The sequence below is a fragment of the Streptomyces anulatus genome, assembly GCF_014650675.1.
GTDB classification, from domain to species: domain Bacteria; phylum Actinomycetota; class Actinomycetes; order Streptomycetales; family Streptomycetaceae; genus Streptomyces; species Streptomyces anulatus.
On sequence record NZ_BMVK01000007.1, the window covers coordinates 133,706 to 156,535 of the forward strand.

The following is a 22,830-nucleotide window of genomic DNA, read 5'->3' on the forward strand; positions in this document are numbered from 1 at the left end:
CCGGAAGAACTACCGGCGTTCCCTGATGTGTTGCCGGTCTCCTCGCCGCGTACGGTACGCGCTGCCGCGCCGGGGTGCCGAGCCCGGCCCGCCTTCGTCCACCGGGCCGGAAGCGCCGGCATCGCCCTCGCCGACGCTCCCCCGGCCCACCCACGACCGGCCGTCACCTCCGGGGCCCGGCCGCCGCGTATCCGGTGGCGCCGGCCACCAGCAGGGCGGCGGCGGTCCAGGCGGCGGCCCGGCCGTCGGGCGGGGCCAGCAGCCAGCCGCCGACCCCGGCCGGGTCGGGCGCTGCGAAGAGGGTGACGGCCGGCCAGCCGACGACCGGCGTCCAGGCGTACTCCGCACCCAACAGGACGGCCCCGAGCGCGGCGAGACCGGTCAGCCCGGCGGCGTCCCGGAGCAGGAACGCCACCGTCACGGGTTCCCGCACCGCCGTCTGCGCCGCCAGGAGCACGAGGGTGACGGCGGCGGCGATCAGCAGGACGTGCGCCGCCCGGAGCGGGGCCCAGCGGATCGCCGCCGTCCGGTCCAGGGCGGCGTCCTGGCCGCCGAGCCCGGGGGCCGCCGAGGCGACGGCGACCGCCACGGCCAGGACGCTCGGCCGAGGATCGGCGGCGCCGTCGGCCGCCGCGCCCGCCCCGAGCAGCGCCGCCGAGGCGAGGAGCGCCCAGGCCGCGGCCGGGGCCCGCCGCGATCGCGCGTACAGCAGGAGACCGCTCGTCACCGCGCTCCCCCGGCCAGGTCGTCGGCCCAGGTGAACTCGCAGCCGAGGGCGGCTTCGCGCACCTCGGCGACCCGGCTCCGTTGCTGGTCCGGGGAGAGTGCCGTGAACTGCTTCCACGCCTTCCCCGTCGAGGCCCGGTAGGCCGCGCGGTCGTACACATCGGCCTCGATGGGCCGGAAGGCGCCCAGCGCCCAGCTCGCCAGCACGCTCTGCACGACGAGCACCTCGTCGCCGCCGAACTCCCGGGAGGTGATGGCCCGGCAACTCGGCGCGAGGCCCTCGCCGACGAGGCGACGCACCAGTCGGTCGCCCTTCGCCGTGTCGATCTGCGGGTCCTCGAAGTTGACGAGCACCGCCGCCGGGGCGAGCCGGCGCTCCTCGCCCACGGCCCGGAGCGCGGTCTCCTCCCGGACCTGTCGGGGCGCCGCGTCGCCGAGGGCGGTGTCCAGGACCTCCAGGGCCCGGGTGGCGGAAGGCGCGAGGGCGTCGAGCCGGTGGCGGTGCACCTCCGTGACGCAGACCTGGCCTTCACATACCTGGGCGGCCGCCGCCGGGTCGATGCGGTAGCCGCCGCGCGCGTCGCCGGGCAGCACCAGCAGCGCCAGGGCGGCTCCGGCGAGCACGGGCGCCACGGCCGTCAGGCGGCTCCGCCGGCGGGTGGCGCTCAGCAGGGCGAACCCGGTGGCCAGGAGACCGAGCAGCCAGAGGGTCTGGCCCAGGTGCACGGCTCCGGTGAGGGTCAGCAGCACCTGGCGCGGCTCGGCGACCGCCGGGGAGAGCTGCGAGAGCAGCTGGGATCCGACGCGGGCGGTGGGCAGTTCGCTGTCGGTCTGCTGCATCAGGAACACGGTCACCGCGAGGAACAGGACCGCCACGGCCGGCGGGGTCAGCGGTGAGGGCAGGGCCCGTGCCACGCCCATGCCGAACACCGCGGCCGCCACCAGGGCCAGCAGCGCGACGGCCGAGATGGGCAGCCAGCCCAGGTGGGTGTACGAGGTCGGGCCGAGCGCCACCTGGACGCCGCCCCACACCAGCAGCGCCCCGAACCCGGCGACCAGCGCCAGGGCGACCGCGGTCACCGGGGTCGCCGCGCGCTGCCATCCGGGCCGGGGGGTGGCAGCCAGCAGTTCCGGCATCCGGGAGCGGTGGTCCCGCAGTCCGTACAGGGCGCCGATCCCGGCGACCAGGGGCCACAGGTAGGCGAGCAGCCCCCGGGTCCACAGGGCCAGGGAGGTCCACTGCCCGGTCCAGTCCACCGTGGTGCCCCACCAGCTCCCGTCGATGCCGTAGAGGAACGCGAACCCGCAGGCCAGGACGGTGAGGCCGGCCAAGGGGGCTGCTGAGCGCAGGAGTTCGGTGCGCAGGACGCGGAGGTTCACCAGCTGCCCTTTTCGTGGTCGGAGCCGGACAGGAGGGCGGAGTAGCCGCGTTCCAAGGGGCTGTCGCCCGGCTGGTCGGCGGTTCCGGCGGCGGCCAGCGCCTCCGGCGTCCCCTGGAAGACGAGGCGGCCCCGGTCGAAGAGCACCACATCGGTGCAGGCCGCGGCGACGTCCTCGACCAGGTGGGTGGAGACCAGCACGCAGCTCTCCCGGCCGAGTTCCTGGAGCAGGGCGCGGAACTGGAGGCGTTGTGCCGGGTCGAGGCCGACGGTCGGTTCGTCGAGCAGCAGCACCGAGGGGTCGTTGACGATGGCCTGGGCGATGCCGACGCGGCGCACCATTCCTCCGGAGAGCGCCTTCATCCGGCTGTCGGCCCGGTCCGCGAGTCCGACCCGTTCCACGGCGCGCTGCACGGCGCCGGGGATGTCCCGCGCGGGCATCTCCTTCAGCCAGGCCATGTAGGTGACGAACTCCCGGACGGTGAACCGCTTGTAGTAGCCGAACTCCTGCGGCAGATAGCCGATGCGGCGGCGCAGCTCGCGGTGGCGGGCGCTGTCGCGGACGGAGTGGCCGAACAGTTCGAGGTCTCCCCCGGTGGGTCGCAGGACGGTGGCGAGCGCCCGGATCAGAGTGGTCTTTCCGGCGCCGTTGGGGCCGAGCAGACCATGGGTTCCGGTGCCCAGGGCGAGGTCGAGCCCGTCGACGGCGAGCCGGTCGCGGCCCACCCTGACGGTGAGGCCGGTGGCATGGATCTCATGGGCGTAGACGCGTGGCGCGGTGTCCAGCGCGCCGGTCGGGACGGTCGGTACGGTCAACGGGGGCTCCTTGCGGGGGGTCATCGCAGGCTCTTGGGGGTGGTGTAGGCGCGGCGGCGGGCCAGGGTGACGACGGCCGCGGCGGCGAGCGTCAGGGCCCAGAGCGGGAGGTGTTCGGGCTGGAGGAGGAAGAGCCGGCCCAGGGCCGCGGCCGGGGCCAGTACCGCCGCGGTCCACAGCGCTCCGAGGGCGGCGGTGGCGCGGCCGACGCCGATGACGCTGCCGAGCGCCAGCGCCGTCGCGGTGAGGGCGAGGGAGGGCAGGAGCCACTGCGCGAGGGCGACGCCCGTCAGGAGCCCGGCCACCAGGTGCACCGGAAGGACGACGGCGAGCACGGTCAGGGTGCGCCGCAGCAGCAGGGACAGCCCGGCGCGCGGGGTGACGGCGGTCAGCTCGAACGCCGGGTCCAGGCCCCGCGACCAGGCCGCGGCGACTCCGGCGAGCGGAAGGACCGGCGCCAGCAGCAGGACGGGCGGTGCGCCCCGCGTCCAGCCCGCGGTGCGGTCCAGCAGCACCGCGACGACGCTCACGCCGATGACCATGGCCAGCCAGGGGCCCATCACCGGGGTGGCCCAGGCCATGGGGCGGCGGCGACGGCGCGGTGCGGGCGTCGAACGGTCCAGGGCGGGCTCCAGGCCGTCGCGGACGGCGGTCAGCAGGGCGGTGACGGCGGGTACGTCGGCCGCCGCGCCGGCCAGCCGGCCCCGGCAGCCGGCGCACTGCTCCATATGGGCCTCCACGGCCCACAGTTCGTCGGCGGGCAGATCGGTGTCTCCTCGCGCGTAGCCGGCGACCAGTCGGTCGGAGGGGTGCTCGACGCTCATGCCAGTGCCCTTCTCATGGCGATACGGGCCCGGCGGGCCCGGGTCTTGACGGTGCCTTCGGGGAGGTCGAGCAGGACCGAGGTCTCCCGGACCGAGAGCCCGTCGAGCACCAGGGCCTGGAGCACCTGCCGCAGCTCCGGGGCGAGGGTCCGCAGGGCGTCCCCGACCTCTCCGCCGACGGCGGCGGCCAGCACCTCGTCCTCGGCGGCCGGGGCGGTGACTCGTCCGGCGGCGGCGACGGGCGGTTCGGCGTGGTGGGCGCGGCGGCGGAACGCGTCGACCAGGCGGCGGGCCGCGATCGTCCAGAGCCATCCGGCGGCGCTCCCGCCGACGGCGCTGCCGACGAAGGCGCCGGCGGCGCGCCACACGGCGAGATAGGTCTCCTGCATGACCTCGGCGACGATCTGCTCGTCGGCGCACCGACGTCGCAGCCGTACCGCCAGCCAGGGCGAGGTGCGCCGGTACAGCTCGTCGAACGCGGCGCGGTCTCCGTCGGCGACCAGGCGGAGGAGATGTTCCTCGGCCGGCTCCGGGGGCCGCTTCTTTCGTAGTCTCACACCGGCCAGACGCGGGGCGGGGCCCGCGGGTTCTCACCTGGGAGTGGTCTGCGTCATACCCGGTGGACGGGGCTACCGCCCGAGCAGCGCGGCGACGGTGATCAGCACCGGGACCGAGAGCAGGGTGGACAGCAGGATCGACTCCCTGGCGAACCGCTCGGCGACCCCGTAGTGCGAGGCGTACGTGAAGAGGTTCTGGGCGGCCGGGAGAGCGGCGATCACGACGACGGCCAGCAGCGCCTCGCCCCGCAGACCGAACAGCCCCGCGCCGACGACCCAGGCGACGACCGGCTGGGCGACCGTCTTCAGCAGGGCGGACAGGTAGAGCGCGCCCCGGTCCTCCCCCCGGCCCGGGCGCTCGCCGCCGTACAGGGATATCCCGAAGGCGAGGAGGACCGCGGGGACCGACATGTTGCCGATGAGGACGAGCGGTTCCAGCAGGGGTCCGGGCAGGGTCCGGCCGGACGCGGCCACGGCGACGCCGGCCAGCGATCCGATCGCCATCGGGTTGCGCAGCGGGGTGGTCAGCCGCCGGAGGACCGAGACCGGTTCTCCGGGGCGGCCGAGGTCGAGGACGGTCAGGGCCAGCGGGGTCACCACGATCTGCTGGAGGAGCAGCACCGGGGCGACGAGGGAGGCGTCCCCGAGGACGTAGACGGCGATGGGGATGCCGAGATTCCCGGCGTTGACGTAACTGGAGCACAGGGCGCCGATGGTGACCCGTCCGGCGTCCCAGCGCAGGAACAGCCCGGCCACCACGACGAAGACGCCGGCCGCGGCTGCCGTGGCCGTCGCGGTGACCAGCAGACGTGTCGACAGGACGACGGACAGGTCCGCGCCCGCGAGCATCGTGAAGAGCAGGGCCGGGGTCGCCACGTTGAAGGCCAGCCGGGTCAGCACGGTGCGGCCGTCCTGTCCCAGATATCCGCGGCGGCCTATGACGTACCCGACGGCGATGACGGTGGCGATCACCGTGAAGCCGGTGAGGACTCCCTGCATGTCTTCCTTGCGGGTGGATCAGCTGCGGTGGGCGGCCGGACGGGTGGAACACCTGGTCAGGTGCCGGACAGCGTCTCAGACCTGGGGTCGCGCCCCCGAGGCGGGGTGGGGCGCGACCCGGTGGGCCACCGCCTGCCGGTCAGCCCCGGGCGGTTTCGCCCGCGCCGTCGCCCGGTCCGTTTGCCAGTGCGCCGACGAAGCGGGCGGTCAGGGCGGTGGGTGCGGTGATGGCGGTGCCGACCACGACGCTGTGGGCGCCGCGGGCGAGCGCCTCGGCGGCCTCCTCGGGGGTGTTGACGCGCCCTTCGGCGACGACGGGTACGGAGATCGCGGCCGACAGGGACGCCACGAGGTCCAGATCCGGTCCGCTCTGCTTCGGGGTCCCCGGTACATAGCCGGACAGGGTGGTGGAGACGAAGTCCGCCCCGTGTCCGGCGGCGGCGATCCCCTCCGCGAGGGTGGCGACGTCGGCCATGACGAGGGCGCCCGCGGCGTGCACGGCGGCGACGAGCTCGGCGAAGGTGGAGCCGTCCGGGCGCGGCCGGTCGGTGGCGTCGGCGGCGACCACGGCGGCGCCCGACGCGGCGACGGCCAGGGCGTGCCGGACGGTCGGGGTGATGTACACCCCGGTGTCGCCGTCCTTCCACAGGCCGATGACCGGCAGGTCCACCGCCGCCACGATCGCGGCGACGACCTCCGGTTCGTTGGCGCGGATCGCGGCGCCGCCGCCGGCGGCCGCCGAGAGCGCGAGGCGGACGAGGGTGGCGGTCTCGCGCATCGGGTCCCGGGGGGGCGCCTGGCAGGAGACGATCAGCCGGCCCCGGAGTGCGGCGGCCAGATCCTGTGCGTTCATCGGTGTGCTCCCGGACGGTGGAGGGGAAGGGTGGCGGGCAGGGCCGCCGCGCCGCGTACGGCGGCGTCCCCGCCGTGGAGCGGGGGTTCGGGGTGGAGTCCCCGCAGGGGTGGCATCAGTTCGGCGGCGAAGGCCGTGGCCAGCGCGTCGCGGTACAGCGCGCCGATGCGGGGGACCCCGCCGCCGACGACGACCCGGTCGGGGCCGAGTGCGTTGGCCAGGCCGCCGAGGACCCGGCCGGCCGCCGTCGCCCCGGTGGTGATGGCCCGTACGGCGGCCTGCTCTCCCTCGGCGGCGCGGGCGGCGACCGTTTCGAGCCGGTCGGGCCGGGTGCCGGTGAGCCGTGCGTAGTGGGCGGTGATGCCCGGGCCGGAGGCGATGACCTCCAGGTGTCCGGTGGCGCCGCAGGTGCAGGGCAGTCCGGCCGCCTCGGGGCTGGGCAGATGGCCGAGGTGCCCGGCGATCCCGGCGGCGCCGTGCAGCATCCGCCCGTCGACGGCGAGGGCGCCGCCCACCCCCGTGCCGACGGCCGCGTACAGCAGCGAACCCCGGCTGTCGGCCAGGGCGGTGAGTTCGGGTCCCGCCGTGGCGCGCACATCGTTGTCGCAGGCCACCGGCAGACCCGTACGGTCCGCGAGGCCTGCGCCGAGTGCGGTGCCGGCCCAGCCCCGGATGGAGTCGGTGGCGCTGGTGACCATGCCGCTGCGGGGGTCGACGACCCCGGCGGCGGCGATGCCGATCAGGGAGGCCAGGCCGTCGGGGTCCACCTCGGCCGCCGCCGCGGCGAGCGCGTCGAGCACGGCGGCGGAGCCCTCCCGGGCGGGGGTGGCCCGGGTGTGCCGGGCCAGCACCGCGCCGTCGGGGGCGAAGAGGGCCGCCGCGATCTTCGTGCCCCCGAGGTCGAGGCCGATGACCACGGCTCCGGTCGTCCGCCCGGTCATCGGACCGGCGGCAGTCCGGCGCCGCGCAGCCGCTCCGCGACGGATGCGACGGACGCGGCGGACAGCGGGATCTGCGGGAAGGCGGTGGCGCCGCGATCGATGACGCCGAGCAGCCGCAGCGCCTCCTTGAAGGATCCGAGCGCCGACGAGCTGCGGCCCATCTCCTGCTCGGGGCCGACGTCGACCATGGCGAACAGCTCGACGAGCCGCTCCTGTTCGCGGGCGGCGAGCGCCCAGTCGCCCGCTCGCGCGGCGTCGTACAGCCGTACGTAGCCGGCCGGATCGACATTGCCGAGTCCGGGGACGACGCCGTCGGCTCCGGCCAGCAGGGCGGCGTCCACGGTGAGTTCGGATCCGGTCAGCACGCTGAAGTGCGGCACGGGGCCCTGCGCCCGGCCCTCGCGTCCGCCGAGCGCGACGACGAGCCTGCGCAGCCCGCCCTCGTCGCCGCTGCTGTCCTTGAGGCCGGCCAGGGTGCCGTCCTCGGCCAGCTCGCGGACCAGGGCGGTGGAGAGCTTGGAGTGCACGGCTACCGGGATGTCGTAGGCGAACAGCGGCAGGTCGACGTCCGCCCGCAGCCTGCGGAAGTGCCGCGCGGTCTCGGTGGGGTGGGTGCGGGTGTAGAAGGGCGCCGTCGCTACGAGGGCGTCGGCGCCCAGTTCCGCGGCGGTCCGGGCGTGGGCGAGCACCCGGGGGGTCGTGGTGTCGATGACCCCGGCGAGTACGGGGACCCGTCCGGCGGCGGCGGTGACGACGGCCTTCAGGGCGGTGGCTCGCCGGTCGTCGGTCAGGTAGGCGACCTCGCTGGTCGAACCGAGGGCGAAGAGGCCGTGCACTCCGCCGTCGACGAGGTGGCCGACGAGCCGGGCGAGGGAGGCGGTGTCGACCTCGCCCCGGTCGTCGAGCGGGGTGCAGACCGGCGGTACGACGCCGCGCAGCGGTGCGGTCAGGGACATGGTGGGAGAGCTCCAGCTCGCTCGGGACGCCGGTCTTTCGCCTTTCGCCCGGAAGGGAGGACGAGACCAGGACATGAGACGTAAGATGTCTTACGTCTTGGCTTACCTTAAGCCGATGCCCCGGCGGCCGGTCAAGAGGCCGCGGCGGCCGACGACACCTCAGGAGGACGGTTGTGGCCCGCCCCACCATGGCGCAGGACATCGAGCGGAGGATCAAGGAACTGATCCTGGACCGGGGGCTCGGTCCGGGCGATCCGCTGCCCACCGAACCCGAGTTGATGGAGCTGTTCGCCGCCGGGCGGGTCTCGGTGCGCGAGGCCCTCAAGGCGCTGCAGGCCATGAACGTCGTGGAGATCCGACGGGGCTTCGGCACCTTCGTCGGCTCGCTCTCGCTGACGCCCTTCGCCGAAGGACTGGCCTTCCGGGCGGTCGTGCGGCACGGCCGGGGCGAGCCGGGGCTGTTGGAGTTGATGAAGGTGCGCGAGGCGTTGGAGACCGGGCTGGTCGGCGCCGTCAGCGCGGGCATTCCCGCCGAGGACCTGGCGGTGCTGCGGAGTCTGGTCGCCACGATGGAGGCGGAGGCCGCCCGGGACGGCCGGGTAGCCCGGGCGACCGACCGCGCGTTCCATCTGGCGCTCTACGCCTCGCTCGACAACCACCTGCTCAGCGAGGTGCTGGACGCGTTCTGGGCGGCGATGGACCGGGTGCGCACGAGCACGGACGACGGCCACCAGGACCCCGTCACCACCTGCCGCCAGCACCACGAGATCGTCGTGGCGGTGGCGGCGGGCGACGGGGTCCTGGCGGCGTCGGCGATGCGCGCCCACTTCGACGGCATCCGCTCCCGCCTGGAGCGGCGCCCGGCCGGGGGCGGCTACGGGGTCACGGTCACCGACCGGCTTCCGGACGCCTGCTTGCCGTCGGCCCTGTAGGTCACGGTCAGTTCGGCGGCGCCGGACGTGCCCGCCGGGATCGTGACCGGGACCTTGATGTTCGCGCCCTCACCGGGCCGGAGCGCCGGGAACGCCACCTGCCGGGTCGCCCAGCCGGCAGGCACGGTCAGGTCGAGCGTGCCCGCGTTGCGGGTGACGTCCATCCGGTTGACGACCCGCACGGTCACCTCCGTCGCCGTCCCCGCCTTCAGCGCGGCCGGGGGCGTGATGGTGATGTCCGCGCAGGTGCCGCCGAGCCACTTCAGGTCGAACGAGGAGTAGGTGATGTGCCGGTAGTCGTCGCGCTCGTAGAGCAGCCCGAGCCGGCCGTCCGGCAGCCGGGTCAGCGTCGAGTAGGCGGCGCTGTCGGGGTTGACGACCTTCCGGATCGGCCAGGTCCTCCCGTTGTCGCAGGACATCTTCACGGTCAGGTTCTTCCGTGCGGTGCTGTCGGTGTTGCTGAACAGCAGCCAGGGCGCCTGGGGGTGGGAGGCGGGGACGTCCGGGGCGTACCGGATGACCGAGCCGTTGTTCGCCGGGTCGCGCAGGTTGGTGTCCTGGGTGAACGGCGTGTAGGTGACGCCGCCGTCGCTGGAGTACGCGACGGTCCGGTAGGGCGCGGAGCGGTTGTTGAGCATGATCCGGCCGTCGCTGAGTTCGACGGTCTTGTTCTCGTCGCCGCCCGGTCCGACCGGGTTGCCCATCGCCCAGGTCGCGCCGTGGTCGTCGCTGTAGGCGCTGACAGCGTAGTTGGCGCCGTTGTTCCGGATGGCGTACTGCTGGATCAGCCGCCCCTTGTACGCGCCGTGGCGCACCTGGATGCCTTCGCCGGAGGCCGCGAACATACCGGCCCAGGCGGGGTTCTTGATCTGCTTCGTGATGCGGCGGTGGGTCCAGGTGACGCCGTCGTCGTCCGAGTAGCTGTAGTCGGCCTGGAGGATGTCCGGGTCGCTCTCGTCGTTGCCGGTGCCCGAGCCGAAGAAGCCCTGGTTCACGGAGCCCGCGTAGAAGACGAAGATCCGGCCGGTCGTGCGGTCCACGAGGAGGCTGGGGTCGCCGAAGCCCTTGGGGGCCGCCTCCTTGCGGACGACCTGCTGGGTCCCCCAGGTGGTGCCGCCGTCGGTGCTGCGCCGTACGACGACGCCGAGGTTGCCGGGGAGGTCGCCGAGCGTGGGGCGGGTGTCGTAGGCGGCGATCACCGTGCCCTTGACGGAGGTGGTGAGCGCGGGGATGCGGTAGTGGGGGGATCCGACGCCCTGGGTCGCTATGTCCTGGGAGGTCAGTTCGCCGGGGGCGGCGGCCGGTGCGCCGTGGGCGGTGCCGGCGGTGGTGGCCACCAGGAGGGCGGCTGACAGCATGGCGACGGTGACTCTGCGCTGCATGGACGATCTCTCTTCTCGTGAGGGGAGACGTGCGGATGGAGCGTTCCGTGGTCAGGCGCGGTCGGCCTGCCCGGCCGGGAGGCCCGCGAACAGGGCGCGCACCCAGGCCAGTTGCTCGGCCCGGTGGTGCTCGGTGCCGCCCTCGTGCCCGTTGAACTCGTAGACGCGCACCTCCTTGGGGCCCGCGTACCGGTTGTAGGCCGTGAAGCAGGTGGAGGGCGGACAGATGTCGTCCGCCATCGCGATGGAGAACAGTGCGGGGGCGGTGGCCCGGGTGGCGTGGTGGGCCCCGTCGAAGTACGACAGGGTGCGGAACACCGGCTCGACGCGGTCGCGGTGGAGCCGGAGGTAGGCGGCGATCTCGGTGTACGGGGGTGTCGCGGCGATCCGCGCGGCCCGGGGGATGTTGCACAGGAACGGCACGTCCGGCATCACTCCGGCGAGCCCCGGCACGAGCCCGGCCACGGCCAGCGCGATGCCTCCGCCCTGGCTGACCCCGGTCACCACGATGCGGGCGGGGTCGACCTCGGGGTGCTCGCGCATCGCCTGCACGCACCGGACCGCGTCGGTGAACACCCGCCGGTAGTAGTGCGTTCCGGGGCTCTCGACGCCCCGGGTCAGGAAGCCCGGCACGGCGCCGGCCGATCCGGGGTCGGTGTCGGGGGTGTCGCCGGTCGCCGAGGACCAGCCCTGGCCGCGGGTGTCCATGACCAGGTGCGCGTATCCGGCGCAGGCCCACATCAGTTGCTCGTGGGCGAGACCCCGGCCGCGCCCGTACCCGAGGAACTCCACGACGCAGCCGAGCGGCCCGGTGGACCCGGCGGGCATCCGCAGCCACCCCCGTACGGGACGGCCGTCGTATCCGGGGACGCTCACGTCGTACGTGCGGACCTGGACCAGCCCGCTGTCGACCCGGTCGAACCGGTCGAACCGCGGCTGCCGGTCCGTTGCGCCGCCGGGGGCCTTCTCGTCCAGGGTGTCGGACCAGAAGGTGTCGAACCCGTCGGGAAGCGGCAGTTCGGGCCGGTAGGCGCGGCATTCCGCGAGCGTGAGATCGGCCGACGGCATGGCGGTGCCCTCCTGGAGGCGACGAGGTGAGCGACAGGACAGAAGACGTCAGATGTCCTGATGGCAAACCAGACCGTAGGGAGCCGTGGGCCGCCCGTCAAGGGCCGGGCCGCCCCGCGCCCCCGTCCCGGAGGCCCGACGGGAGCGCGGACGGGAGCCCGGCGGCCTCGATCAGCCCTTGCCCTCCCCGCAGGCCCTGGCTTCGGCGATCCGGCGCCTGACCGGGGCGTAGTGCTCGCCGAGGGCCTTCAGGAACGCGGTGACGTCGCCCGCGCGGGCCGCGTCCACGATGTTCTGGTGGGCGGCGACGGTCTCGGCCTCGTCGGCGTGCGTGAAGCCCTGCAGATGCGGCGCGACGATCGTGTAGACGTCCCAGAAGGCCATCGACAGCTGCCCGATCAGATCGTTGCCGAGCGGCGCCACGAGCAGCGCGTGGAAGGCGCGGTCCGCCGCGACGAAGCCGTGCCCGTCGCCCACACCGGTCTCGCGCATGGTCGCCACCAGGCTGTCCAGCCGGTCCAGCTCCCCGGCGTCCAGCGAGGAGATGATCCGGTCGGCCATGCCCCGCTCGAAGAGCTCGCGCACGTCGACGAGGTCGGCCATCACCTGGAAGTCGTCGTCGGGCGAGAGCAGGCCCCGGAAGGTGAGGCTCTCCACCAGCGCCGACAGGCTCAGCCGGCCGACGTACGTCCCGTGGCCGTGACGGACCTCGACGATGTCGAGGGCGGCGAGAATCTTGACGGCCTCCCGGACGCTGGAGCGGCTGGCGCCGAGCGCCTCGCACAGGGCCGGTTCCGTCGGCAACGGGTCCCCCGGGCGCAGCCGTTCGTCGAGGATGTACCGCTTGATGCCCTCGACGACCTCCTGCCGCAACAGGGTGCGACCGGGTCTCGCGCCGGACATAGGTGAACTCCCCACCTCTTGACCCCTCTCGATTGTCAAGCTACGTTCCCACGCTATCAAGGCATCAGACATCTGACGTCTGATGCTCACGCCGCTGAGGCGTCCCGATAGCCTTCGAAAATCCGTTCTCCACCCATTCCTCACCAACGTCCCTTGGAGGACCCGTGCCCGAGCTGAGGCCAGCCGGCGTCGAGCGCCGCACCTTCCTGCGTTACACCAGTGCCCTCGGCGCGGCAGCCGCCATCACGGCAGGCCTCTCGGCCTGCGGCGGGCCCTCCTCGACCGCCGACGGAGCGGCCGCGAAGGGCGATGGCAACGGCACCATCGAGGCGGGTCTGTCGTATCCCCTCTCGACCGGATTCGACCCGATGATCACGTCGGGCGCCACCCCGTACGCCGCCAATATGCACATTTTCGAGGGGCTCGTAGATCTCGATCCCGCAACACTCGTGGCGCGCCCCGCGCTCGCCACCGAGATGCCGAAGAAGATCAACGCGACGACCTACCGCGCCACCCTGCGCGACGGCGCGACCTTCCACGACGGATCACCGGTCACCGCCGAGGACGTCGTGTTCAGCTTCGAACGCATCCTGGACGAGAAGAACGCGTCGCTGATGGCACAGTTCGTGCCGTTCATCGACACGGTCACGGCGGTCGACGCGAAGACGGTGGAGTTCAAGCTCCGTCACGCCTTCGCGCTCTTCCCCTCCCGGATAGCCGTGGCGCGGATCGTGCCGAAGAAGATCGTCGAGGCGGACGTCAAGGGCTTCGACGCCAAGCCCGTCGGCTCGGGGCCGTACCGGTTCGTCGAGGCGACCCGCGAGGACAAGATCGTCTTCGAGAAGTACGCGAAGTACAACGGCCCGCACCCGGCCAGGGCCCAGAAGATGATCTGGCGCCTGATGTCGGACCAGTCGGCCCGCGTCAGCGCCATGGAGTCCGGCCGTGTCCAGGCCATCGAGGACGTCCCGTACATCGACGTCCAGCGGCTCTCCGCCACCACGAAGACCGAGTCCGTGCAGTCCTTCGGCCTCCTCTTCCTGATGTTCAACACGGCCGACAAGCGCTTCGCCGACAAGCGGGTGCGCCAGGCCCTGCACTACGCCCTCGACACCGAGAAGATCATCAAGACCGCGATGGTCGGCAACGCGACGGCCGCCACCGGCTACGTCCCCACCACCCACCCCGACCACCACGAGGCCGCCACCGCCTACACCCACGACGTGGCGAAGGCGAAGAAGCTGCTGGCCGACGCGGGCGTGGGCAAGCTGAAGTTCACCGTGCTGACCACGGACACCGGCTGGGTCAAGGACATCGCCCCGCTGCTCAAGGAGAGCTGGGCGGCGGCCGGCATCGAGGCCACCTTGAACATCGCCCAGTCCGCCGCCCAGTACGCCAAGGTCGACGGCGGGGACTTCGAGGTCATGGTGGCCCCGGGCGACCCCTCGGTCTTCGGCAACGACGTCGACCTCCTGATGCGCTGGTTCTACTACGGCTTCTGGCCCGAGAAGCGCTACGCGTGGGCCGGCTCCCCCGCGTACAAGAAGGTCAAGCAGCTCCTCGACAAGGCCGCCCGGGCCGCCGACGAGGCGACGCGCAAGCAGCTGTGGGGCGAGATCACCGACCTGGTCGCCGACGAGGCCGCGCTCTACCCGATCCTGCACCGCAAGCTGCCCACCGCCTGGAACGACAAGGCGCTCCCCGGCTTCAAGCCGCTGCCCACCACGGGCCTGTCCTTCGTGGGCGTCGGCCGCGCCTGACGTCCGCCCGGTCCGGGCCGCCACCTCCCCGGCGGCCCGGACCCGCCCTCCGCACGATCGCAAGGAACCCGACGATGGTTGCTTTTCTCCGGCTCGCGCTGCGCCGCGTCGCGATGATGCCGGTGATGATTCTCGGCATCGCACTGCTGGTCTTCGTGGTGCTGCAGTTCTCGCCGGCCGACCCGGCCTACAACGCGCTCGGGGAGAGCGCCAGTCCTGAGGCCAGGGAAGCCTTCGCGGAGGCCAACGGGCTCAACGACCCGTTGCCGATCCGCTACTTCGACTTCCTCGGCCAACTGCTCCACTTCGACCTCGGGATGACCGTCCCACCGAGCCAGCCCGTGATCGACCGGATCACCGCGGCGTTTCCGCTCACCCTCCAACTGACCTTCCTCGGGCTGCTCCTCGCGGTCACCCTCGCCGTCATCGGCGGAGTCCTGGGCGCGATGTACCGCGACCGGTGGCCCGACCAGCTCTTCCGCGTGCTGTCCATGGCCGGGGTCGCCATCCCCTCGTTCTGGCTCGGCGTCCTGCTCATCCAGCAGTTCGCGCTCAACACCCGGATCTTCCCGACCGGCGGATACACCAACCCCGCCGACTCGTTCAGTGGCTGGCTCACCACCATGGCCCTGCCCGCCGTGTCGCTCGCGGTGCCGGTCGCGGCGTCGCTGGCCCGGCTCGTCCGCACCTCGATGGTCGCCGAACTCGACCGCGACTACGTACGCACCGCCCAGGGCAACGGCCTGCCGGTGTTCCTGGTGATCCGCTCGGTGCTGCGCAACGCGCTGGTCACCCCGCTCACCGTGCTCGGCGTCAAGGTCGGCTATCTGCTCAGCGGCGCCGTCGTCATCGAAGCGATCTTCGACCTGCCCGGCATGGGCAAACTCATCCTCGAAGGTGTCACCGGCGGCGACGTCGCCCTGGTCCAGGGCACCGTACTGACCATCGCCATCGCCTTCCTGGTGGTCAACGTCATCGTCGACCTGCTCTACCTGCTGGTCAATCCGCGCATCAGGACGGTGTGACATGTTCGCCACGGGCCGTCTGGCCAAGAAGCTCTCCCGACCGGGCATCGCCTTCCGCGCCCTGCCGGTCACCTCCCGCGTCGCCCTCGGCGTTCTGGTCGTCGTCATCCTCGGCGCCGTACTCGCCCCGCTCCTCACCCAGGACCCGCTGACCACCGGCACCCCCGTCCAGGCCCCGAGCGCCGACCACTGGTTCGGCACCGACCGGGCCGGCCGCGACGTCTTCGCCCGCGTGGTGCACGGATCGCGCTACTCGCTGGTCATCGGCCTCGGCGCGACCGCCGTCGCACTGATCGCCGGCGCCGTGCTCGGCTCGATCGCCGCCACCTCGCGCAAGCTCGGCGACGAGTCCGTCATGCGGACGCTCGACGTCGTGATGTCGTTCCCGCCGATCGCCCTCGCGGCCGTCCTGGTCGCCGTGTTCGGCACCAGCGTCCCGGTGATCATCTTCACCATCGCCTTCGTCTACACCCCCTCGCTCGCCCGCGTCGTCCGGGCCAACGTGCTCGCGCAGTACGGCGAGGACTACGTCGCGGCCGAGAAGGTCATCGGCGCCCGGCGCGGGTACATCGTGCTCCGCCACGTCGCCGTCAACTGCATGGCGCCGGTCATGGTGTTCGCCACCGTCATGGTCGCCGAGGCGATCATCTTCGAGGCCAGCCTCTCCTTCATCGGGGCCGGCGTGCAGGACCCCGACCCCAGCTGGGGCAGCGTCCTCGCCTACGGCCGGCAGATCCTCCTGGCCGGCGGCTGGTGGGCCACCTTCTTCCCGGGCCTGGCCATCCTGGTCACCGTCCTCGCGCTCAACATCCTCTCCGAGGGGCTCACCGACGCCTCCGCCGCGCCCAGGAGCGCCCGCACCTCCCCCGCGCCCGCCGCCACCACGACGCCCGACCCGGTCGAGGCCGCCGCCACCGTCGACATCGACGCCGCCCTCGCCAAGCTCGCCCGGCACATCAACGCCACCGAGCCCACCATCACCCCGGTCCGCGAGGACGCCGAGGAGCTCCTCGTCGTCCGCGACCTGGCGATCCGCTTCCCCGACCGCTACGGCGACATCCCCGTCGTCGACCGGCTGAACTTCACCGTCCACGAGGGCGAGACCCTCGGCCTGGTCGGCGAGTCCGGCTGCGGCAAGTCCATCACCAGCCTCGCCGTCATGGGCCTCCTCGCCCGCAACGCCGAGGTCACCGGCGAGATCCTCTACCGGGGCCGGGACCTGCTGAAGCTCCCGCCCAAGGAGCGTCGCGCCCTGATGGGCCCCGAGATCGCGATGGTCTACCAGGACGCGCTCTCCTCCCTCAACCCCTCCGTGCTCGTCGGCACCCAGCTGAAGCAGCTGACCTCGCGCGGCTCCACGCAGACCCCCGCCGAGCTCCTCGAACTCGTCGGCCTCTCCCCCGAACGCACGCTGCGCAGCTACCCGCACGAACTCTCCGGCGGACAGCGTCAGCGGGTCCTCATCGCCATGGCCCTCTCCCGCAGCCCGCGCCTGCTGATCGCGGACGAGCCGACCACCGCCCTCGACGTCACCGTCCAGGCGCAGGTCGTCGAACTCCTCATCAAGCTCCGCGACGAGCTCGGCTTCGCCATGGTGCTGGTCTCCCACGACCTCGCCCTGGTCGGCGACCTCTCCCACCGGGTCGCCGTGATGTACGCGGGCCGCCTCGCCGAGGTCGGCGACACCCGGTCCGTCCTGACCGGCCCCGCCCACCACTACAGCCGCGGCCTCCTCGGCTCCGTCGTCTCCCTGGAGGCCGGCGCGAACCGGCTCCACCAGATCCGGGGCGTCGTGCCCGCACCCCAGGGCTTCGGCGAGGGGTGCCGCTTCGCCGGGCGCTGCGGAGCCGCCACCGACCTCTGCCGCACCACGACACCCGCGCTCACCCCGCGCGGCACCACGGACGACCACGGCTTCGCCTGCCACCACCCGGCCAGGACGACCGCCGAGGAACTGGAAGGGAGCGCCCTGTGATCAGGCTCGACGGCGTCCACGTACGCCACAAGGCACGCAGCGGCGGGATCTTCTCCCGCGATGCCGTCCACGCGCTCACCGACGCCACGCTGAAGGTCGAGCGCGGCGAGATCGTCGGCCTGGTCGGGGAGTCCGGCTGCGGCAAGTCCACGCTCGCCCGCGTGCTGACCGGACTGCAGAAGCCCACCGAGGGCGAGGTCCTCTTCCACGGGCGCGACCTGTGGAAGATGTCGGGCGCGGAGCGGCGCGACGACTTCGGCTCGGCCGTCGGCGTCGTCTTCCAGGACCCCGCGACCGCCCTCAACCCCCGCCTCACGGTCCGGCAGATCCTCCGCGATCCGCTGGACGTGCACCGGCGGGGCACGCGGGAGGCGCGCGAGGCCCGGGTGGAGGAGCTGCTCGACCTGGTCGGACTGCCCGGCCACACCCTCGCCGCCCTGCCCGGGCAGCTCTCCGGGGGCCAGCGCCAGCGCGTCGCCATCGCCCGCGCCCTGGCCCTCGAACCGGAGCTGATCGTCGCCGACGAACCGACCTCCGCGCTCGACGTCTCCGTACGCGCCCAGGTGCTCAACCTCCTGGTCGACCTGCGCGAACGCCTCGGCCTGGGCATGGTGTTCATCAGCCACGACATCCAGACCGTGCGCTACCTCGCCGACCGCATCGCCGTCCTCTACCTCGGCCGCATCGTCGAGGAGGGCCGGGCCGCCGACGTGGCGGGCTCCCCCGGGCACCCGTACACCGACGCGCTGCTCTCCGCCACGCCCAGCCTGCTGGAGGCGACGGAACGCATCGTGCTCACGGGCCCCGTGCCCTCCGCCACCAACCCGCCGACCGGCTGCCCGTTCCGCACCCGCTGCTGGAAGGCCGACGACGCGTGCGCCGAGGTCTTCCCCGTGGCCACGTCCGGCCCCGCCGAACACCGCTGGCACTGCGTCCACCCCCAGAACTCCGTCTCCCCCTCGGGGGACCGGACCTCCGTACCGCCCGCAAGGAGCACCGCATGACCGCCCCCTCCCCCCTGTACTCCGGAGTGATCCCGCCCGTCGTGACCCCGCTCACGGCCGACGGCGAGCTCGACCGCGCCTCCCTGGAACGGGTCGTCGGCCATCTCCTCGACGGCGGGGCCAACGGCCTGTTCGCCCTGGGAAGTTCGGGCGAGACGGCCTACCTGACACCCGGCCGGCAGGACGAGGTCATCGAGGTGATCACCGCGACGGCGGCCGGTCAGGTCCCGGTCCTCGTCGGAGCCATCGAGACCACCACCGACCGGGCCGCCGAGCGGGCCCGTGCCGCGGCGGCCCTGGGCGCGGACGCGGTCGTGGCCACCGCTCCCTTCTACACGCGCACCCATGTCACCGAGATCGACCGCCACTTCAGGGAGCTTGCGGCGGCCGTGGACCTGCCGCTCCTGGCGTACGACGTGCCGGTCTGCGTCCACAGCAAGCTGGACCCGGAGCTCCTGCTGCCGCTCGCGGCGGACGGGGTGCTCGCCGGGGTGAAGGACTCCAGCGGGGACGACGGCTCGTTCCGGCGCCTTGTCATCGGGGCCCGTGACCTTCCGGGGTTCTCGGTGCTCACGGGCCACGAGCTGGTGGTCGACGCGATGATGCTGAGCGGCGCCGACGGTTCCGTGCCCGGCCTGGGCAATGTGGACCCGCACGGCTATGTGCGGCTGCACGAGGCGGCCGTGAAGGGTGACTGGGACACCGCCAGGGCCGAACAGGACCGGCTCGTCGGCCTGTTCGACATCGTCCGCGCGGCCCGCCCCGGCACGGCCTCGGCGACGGCCGCGGGGCTGGGGGCGTTCAAGACGGCCCTGATGCTGCGCGGCATCATCGACACCAACGTGATGAGCGCGCCGATGCGCCGCCTGGACGAGGCGGAGACCGCCTCGATCGCGGCCTGCCTGGAGCTGGCGGGGCTCTCCCTGGCCCGGTAGTGGGCATGGCCACCTGCTGGGCGGCCCGTGCCGGGCGTCAGGCGGTCACGCCCGCGGCCCAGCACAGGCCGCCCAGCAGGTGGCGGCGGAAGGCGGGGTCGCTGTAGGCCTCGTCCGCGTGGCCCAGTGCCGTGTAGAAGGAGCGGCCCGCCCCGGAATCCTTGCACCAGACCAGGGGGTGGTCGGCGCCCATGCCGCCCCCCTCGTAACCGGTCTCGTCGACGGTGGCGAGGACCCGCACGCCCGGGCGGCGCGGGCCTGTCCGGAAGTCGTACCACTCGTCGCTCCACTCCCACCGCGCCGGCAGGTGGGCCGTCGCCGGATGGTTCCGGTTCTCGACCAGCACGGTGCCGGGCTGGAACGCGGGGTGGCCCCCGAAGCGCGCACCGAGCAGTTCGCCGTAGTACGGCCAGTCGTACTCGGTGCACGCGGCGGAATGGACGCCCATGAAGCCGCCGCCGTCCGTGATCCACCGCTGGAGCGCGGCCCGTCCGTCCTCGGTGAGGACCTCGCCGCTGGTGGACAGGAAGACCACCGCTCCGCGTCCCGCCAGGGAGGCGTCGGTGAAGACCGCGGGGTCCTCGGAGGTCTCCACGGTGAAGCCCTCCTCTTCACCCAGTTCGCGCAACGCGGTGCGCGCGGCGGGGATCGAGTCGTGCCGGTAGGCCGTCGTACGGGTGTAGACGAGGACGTCCGACAGGTGGCCGGTCGGGGGCATGCGGTTACTCCGGTTCTCGCGCGGGATCAGGCCGAGGTGGTCAGGGCCGCGCGGGTCACCGCGTGGGCGAACTCCTCGCCGGCACAGTAGCGTTCGACCTCGTCCAGGGCGCTGCGGGTGATGCGCTGGAGCTCGCCGCCGAGCGACCCGGCGATGTGCGGGGTCAGGAGGACGTTCGGCAGCGAGTACAGGGGCGACGTGGCGGGCAGCACCTCGGGTTCGGTGACGTCCAGGACGGCGTGGATGCGTCCCGACGAGGCCTCGGCGGTGAGGGCGTCGGTGTCGACGAGCGAGCCCCGGCCGGTGTTGACGAGGGTGGCGCCGTCGCGCAGGAGCGACAGCCTGCGGGCGTCGAGCAGGTGGTGGGTCTCGGGCAGGGCGGGCGCGTGGAGCGAGACGACGTCGCAGACGGCGAGCATCTCGTCGAGCCCGACGAGCCGGGCGCCCATCGACCGGGCCCCGGCGGGGTCGAGGTGGGGATCGGCCAGCAGGACGTCGAGGTCGTGGGGGCGGAGCAGCTCCAGCACCCTGCGGCCCACCAGGGACGCGCCCACCAGGCCGATCGTCCGGCGGTAGTTGCCGAAGCCGGGGTAGTGCGCCGCCCAGTCCAGGGCGGCGCGGTGTTCGCGGTAGAGCCCGCCGATCTCCCGTACCCGCTTGTTGGCGAAGAGGATGGCGGCGAGCGTGTACTCGGCGACGGGTACGGCGTTGGCGGCGGCCGCGGTGGAGACGCGGATGCCCCGGTCCCAACAGGCGTCCGTCACATGGTGTTTGACGCTGCCCGCCGCGTGCACGACGGCCTTCAGCCCGGGCATGCGGGCGAGGGCGGCGGCGTCGAGCGGGGGGCATCCCCAGGACGTGATCAGGAGCTCGACGGCCGCCGGGTCCGGCACCCCGTCGAAGGTCTCGGCGACCAGGTGCGGGTCGATGTCGACATGGCGGGTCAGCCGGTCGACCGCGGCCGGGGTGAAGAGGGCGTCGCGGTGCCGGCGGGCCATGGCGAACAGGGCGCGCGGGCGGGGCGGGGTGGAAGGCATGGGGATCCTCATGACGGGGGCCTACTTGACGGCGCCGGCGGTCATGCCGGACTTCCAGAACCGCTGGAGCATCAGGAAGAGGACGACCAGGGGGACCACGGACACCAGTGATCCGACGATCGCCAGGAGGTAGTCCTGCGGGTGGCCCTGGGAGAGCGCGGACGAATACCACACGTACAGGCCGAGGTTGACCGGGAAGAGCTCCTCGTCGGACAGCATCACCAGGGGCAGGAAGAAGCTGTTCCAGATCTGGGTGAACTGGAAGAGGAAGATGGTCACGAAGCCGGGCGCGACCATGGGAAGGGCGATCCGGCAGAAGGTCCTGAACTCGCCCGCCCCGTCCACCCGGGCCGCTTCGAGGACCTCGCCGGGGACGTACGACGCGCTGAAGACCCGGGCCAGGTAGACCCCGAACGGGAACACGAGTCCGGGGATGAACACGCCCCAGAAGCTGTTCACCAGACCGGCCTCGGCCGCGATCAGGTACAGCGGGATCGCCATCGCGGTTCCGGGCACCATGACGCCGAGCAGGACGAGGGAGAAGATCCTCTCCTTGCCGGGGAAGTCCAGTTTGTCGAACGCGTACCCGGCGGCCACGCTGAACACCGTGGCCAGCAGCGCGCCTACGCCGGCGTACAGGACCGTGTTGAGCAGCCAGCGCAGGAAGATGCCGTTGTCGGCCTCGAACAGGTACTGGAGGTTGTCGAGGAGCGCGAAGTCGTCGCCCGGTGCGAAGCCGTTCGTGGCGAAGAGGTCCTGACGGCTCTTGGTGGACGAGAGGACCAGCCAGAGCATCGGCAGGAGGGTGTAGAGGGCGGCGAGCCCCAGCATCGCGGTCACGCCGGCCTTGGACAGCAGGACCGAGGGACGCCTGCCCGGGCCGCGCGGGGCCGGGGCGGTGCGTGTCGTGGGCTGGGTCACGGCTTGCTCCTGCTGCGCGAGAAACGGGTCACGAGGAAGGACAGCACCGCGGCGAACAGCGCGATGAGCAGCGAGGCGGCCGCTGCCAGACCGAAGTTGTTGTGGGTGAAGGCGGCGGTCTGGACGAACATGTTGGGTGTCCAGCTGCTGCCGATCGAGCTGGAGGCGCTGTAGATGACCTTCGGCTCCGTGAAGAGCTGGACCGATCCGATGACGGTGAACAGCACGGCGAGGGCGATGGCCGGGCGGATCATCGGCACCTTGATCGACAGGGCGGTGCGGATGCCGCCGGCTCCGTCGATCTTCGCCGCGTCGAGGGTCTCGCCCGGCACCGCCTGGAGCGCGGCGTAGAAGATGACCATGTTGTAGCCGATCCACTCCCAGACGGCGATGTTCGCCGCGGAGAACACCGCGTTGTCCGCCGACAGGAAGTCGATGTCGAGGCCGCCGGAGGCGAGGAAGTCGGTCACCGGGCTCAGGCCCGGCGTGTACAGGTAGACCCAGATGAGCGCCGCGATGAGACCGGGCACCGCGTGCGGGAGGAACAGGGCCAGTTGGAAGAAGGCCCGCGCCTTGGCGAGCGCCGTGTCCAGCAGCAGGGCGAGCACGAGTGCGCCGCCGATCATCACCGGTATGTAGACCGCGACGTACGCGGCGATCGTGACGAATCCGCCGCGGAACGCGGGGTCGGACAACGCCTGGACGTAGTTGTCGACTCCGGCGAAGACCTCTTCCGCGCCGCCGAAGCCGAGGCCGGAGGTGCGGGTGGTGAACAGGCTCATCCAGCCCGCGTAGACCAGCGGGGCGATGGTGACGGCGGTGAAGAGAACGAAGAACGGTGCCAGAAGCAGCGCGGCGGTACGGCGCTGGGCGCGGGCTGACGGGCTTGTCATACCGGGCCTTTCTCGAGGAGAGCGGGAAGGTGCGGGGAGTGGGCCGATGCCGGCCCCGCCGGGTGGGGCGGGCATCGGCTCACCTGTGGTTCGGCGTCCGGAACGCCCCTAAGGGGTGTCCCGCGATTCCCGGTGGAACAGTGCGCGGCGTCAGATGCGGTGCATCGCAAGGCGGAGGGACGTCCGCGTACTGGATGTACGGGGATGTTCCGACAACGCGGCGAGG

At 72.7% G+C, this 22,830-nt stretch carries 22 protein-coding genes; 6 read left to right on the forward strand and 16 right to left on the reverse strand.

Features of this window, described 5'->3' with window-relative positions; genetic code table 11:
* Positions 1 to 163 precede the first annotated feature (163 nt).
* The 9 genes from IE272_RS19225 to IE272_RS19265 all read right to left on the reverse strand — a co-directional run bounded on the left by IE272_RS19225 (position 164) and on the right by IE272_RS19265 (position 8,051).
* Positions 164 to 727 carry a hypothetical protein gene (locus IE272_RS19225; protein WP_050357526.1) on the reverse strand — a complete coding sequence of 188 codons (564 nt, stop codon included), beginning with the start codon at positions 725 to 727 and terminating at the stop codon, positions 164 to 166.
* The gene (locus tag IE272_RS19230; protein ID WP_050357527.1) at positions 724 to 2,106 is read right to left on the reverse strand and encodes a hypothetical protein; all 1,383 of its coding nucleotides are present in this window, start codon (positions 2,104 to 2,106) and stop codon (positions 724 to 726) included. The genes IE272_RS19225 and IE272_RS19230 overlap by 4 nt, the downstream gene beginning before the upstream one ends.
* A complete protein-coding gene (locus tag IE272_RS19235) occupies positions 2,103 to 2,945 on the reverse strand; it encodes an ABC transporter ATP-binding protein (protein WP_050357528.1) in 843 nt (280 codons plus the stop codon). Before IE272_RS19235 ends, IE272_RS19230 begins: the two co-directional genes overlap by 4 nt.
* Positions 2,942 to 3,745 carry a cupin domain-containing protein gene (locus IE272_RS19240; protein ID WP_050357529.1) on the reverse strand — a complete coding sequence of 268 codons (804 nt, stop codon included), beginning with the start codon at positions 3,743 to 3,745 and terminating at the stop codon, positions 2,942 to 2,944. The genes IE272_RS19235 and IE272_RS19240 overlap by 4 nt, the downstream gene beginning before the upstream one ends.
* Positions 3,742 to 4,302, reverse strand: coding sequence for an RNA polymerase sigma factor (locus IE272_RS19245; protein WP_007449202.1), 561 nt, complete (start codon positions 4,300 to 4,302; stop codon positions 3,742 to 3,744). Before IE272_RS19245 ends, IE272_RS19240 begins: the two co-directional genes overlap by 4 nt.
* Before the next feature lie 72 nt (positions 4,303 to 4,374).
* Positions 4,375 to 5,301: an AEC family transporter gene (locus tag IE272_RS19250; RefSeq protein WP_050357530.1), complete on the reverse strand. Its 927-nt coding sequence runs from the start codon at positions 5,299 to 5,301 to the stop codon at positions 4,375 to 4,377.
* A gap of 139 nt (positions 5,302 to 5,440) precedes the next feature.
* Entirely contained in the window at positions 5,441 to 6,154 is a 714-nt protein-coding gene (locus tag IE272_RS19255) for an N-acetylmannosamine-6-phosphate 2-epimerase (protein WP_050357531.1), read from the reverse strand.
* Positions 6,151 to 7,095 (reverse strand): ROK family protein, encoded by a 945-nt coding sequence (locus tag IE272_RS19260; protein WP_050357532.1) that lies wholly within the window; start codon positions 7,093 to 7,095, stop codon positions 6,151 to 6,153. Before IE272_RS19260 ends, IE272_RS19255 begins: the two co-directional genes overlap by 4 nt.
* Positions 7,092 to 8,051, reverse strand: a complete 960-nt coding sequence (locus IE272_RS19265) for a dihydrodipicolinate synthase family protein (protein ID WP_050357533.1) — start codon at positions 8,049 to 8,051, stop codon at positions 7,092 to 7,094. The genes IE272_RS19260 and IE272_RS19265 overlap by 4 nt, the downstream gene beginning before the upstream one ends.
* Before the next feature lie 173 nt (positions 8,052 to 8,224).
* On the opposite strand from IE272_RS19265, the gene IE272_RS19270 reads away from it, so the two are divergent.
* Positions 8,225 to 8,983, forward strand: a complete 759-nt coding sequence (locus IE272_RS19270; RefSeq protein WP_050357534.1) for a FadR/GntR family transcriptional regulator — start codon at positions 8,225 to 8,227, stop codon at positions 8,981 to 8,983.
* Here the strand turns inward: IE272_RS19270 and IE272_RS19275 are convergent.
* The 3 genes from IE272_RS19275 to IE272_RS19285 form a co-directional block, all read right to left on the reverse strand.
* The gene (locus IE272_RS19275; protein ID WP_050357535.1) at positions 8,926 to 10,365 is read right to left on the reverse strand and encodes a sialidase family protein; all 1,440 of its coding nucleotides are present in this window, start codon (positions 10,363 to 10,365) and stop codon (positions 8,926 to 8,928) included. The two genes, IE272_RS19270 and IE272_RS19275, sit on opposite strands and share 58 nt — an antisense overlap.
* A gap of 51 nt (positions 10,366 to 10,416) precedes the next feature.
* Positions 10,417 to 11,433, reverse strand: a complete 1,017-nt coding sequence (locus tag IE272_RS19280) for an acetylxylan esterase (protein WP_050357536.1) — start codon at positions 11,431 to 11,433, stop codon at positions 10,417 to 10,419.
* Positions 11,434 to 11,604: 171 nt separating this feature from the next.
* A complete protein-coding gene (locus IE272_RS19285; RefSeq protein ID WP_050357537.1) occupies positions 11,605 to 12,336 on the reverse strand; it encodes a FadR/GntR family transcriptional regulator in 732 nt (243 codons plus the stop codon).
* A gap of 164 nt (positions 12,337 to 12,500) precedes the next feature.
* Here IE272_RS19285 and IE272_RS19290 point away from each other — a divergent pair, with 164 nt between their 5' ends.
* The 5 genes from IE272_RS19290 to IE272_RS19310 all read left to right on the forward strand — a co-directional run bounded on the left by IE272_RS19290 (position 12,501) and on the right by IE272_RS19310 (position 19,035).
* Complete coding sequence (locus IE272_RS19290; RefSeq protein ID WP_050357538.1) at positions 12,501 to 14,096, forward strand: ABC transporter substrate-binding protein; 1,596 nt, start codon at positions 12,501 to 12,503, stop codon at positions 14,094 to 14,096.
* A gap of 74 nt (positions 14,097 to 14,170) precedes the next feature.
* On the forward strand, positions 14,171 to 15,121 hold the full coding sequence (locus tag IE272_RS19295) for an ABC transporter permease (RefSeq protein WP_050357539.1): 951 nt from the start codon (positions 14,171 to 14,173) through the stop codon (positions 15,119 to 15,121).
* A gap of 1 nt (position 15,122) precedes the next feature.
* A complete protein-coding gene (locus IE272_RS19300) occupies positions 15,123 to 17,096 on the forward strand; it encodes a dipeptide/oligopeptide/nickel ABC transporter permease/ATP-binding protein (RefSeq protein ID WP_056699305.1) in 1,974 nt (657 codons plus the stop codon).
* Complete coding sequence (locus IE272_RS19305) at positions 17,093 to 18,100, forward strand: oligopeptide/dipeptide ABC transporter ATP-binding protein (protein WP_190007351.1); 1,008 nt, start codon at positions 17,093 to 17,095, stop codon at positions 18,098 to 18,100. Before IE272_RS19300 ends, IE272_RS19305 begins: the two co-directional genes overlap by 4 nt.
* Positions 18,097 to 19,035, forward strand: a complete 939-nt coding sequence (locus IE272_RS19310) for a dihydrodipicolinate synthase family protein (RefSeq protein ID WP_190007352.1) — start codon at positions 18,097 to 18,099, stop codon at positions 19,033 to 19,035. Before IE272_RS19305 ends, IE272_RS19310 begins: the two co-directional genes overlap by 4 nt.
* A gap of 37 nt (positions 19,036 to 19,072) precedes the next feature.
* Here the strand turns inward: IE272_RS19310 and IE272_RS19315 are convergent, their stop codons facing one another.
* Genes IE272_RS19315 through IE272_RS19330 form a run of 4 tightly spaced genes read right to left on the reverse strand, consistent with a single transcriptional unit; the run spans position 19,073 to position 22,604 of the window.
* On the reverse strand, positions 19,073 to 19,753 hold the full coding sequence (locus tag IE272_RS19315; RefSeq protein ID WP_050357543.1) for a ThuA domain-containing protein: 681 nt from the start codon (positions 19,751 to 19,753) through the stop codon (positions 19,073 to 19,075).
* A 26-nt stretch (positions 19,754 to 19,779) separates the two neighbouring features.
* On the reverse strand, positions 19,780 to 20,790 hold the full coding sequence (locus IE272_RS19320) for a hydroxyacid dehydrogenase (protein WP_229897349.1): 1,011 nt from the start codon (positions 20,788 to 20,790) through the stop codon (positions 19,780 to 19,782).
* 21 nt (positions 20,791 to 20,811) lie between these two features.
* Positions 20,812 to 21,711, reverse strand: coding sequence for a carbohydrate ABC transporter permease (locus IE272_RS19325; RefSeq protein ID WP_007449227.1), 900 nt, complete (start codon positions 21,709 to 21,711; stop codon positions 20,812 to 20,814).
* On the reverse strand, positions 21,708 to 22,604 hold the full coding sequence (locus IE272_RS19330; protein WP_050357545.1) for a carbohydrate ABC transporter permease: 897 nt from the start codon (positions 22,602 to 22,604) through the stop codon (positions 21,708 to 21,710). The genes IE272_RS19325 and IE272_RS19330 overlap by 4 nt, the downstream gene beginning before the upstream one ends.
* Positions 22,605 to 22,830 lie beyond the last annotated feature (226 nt).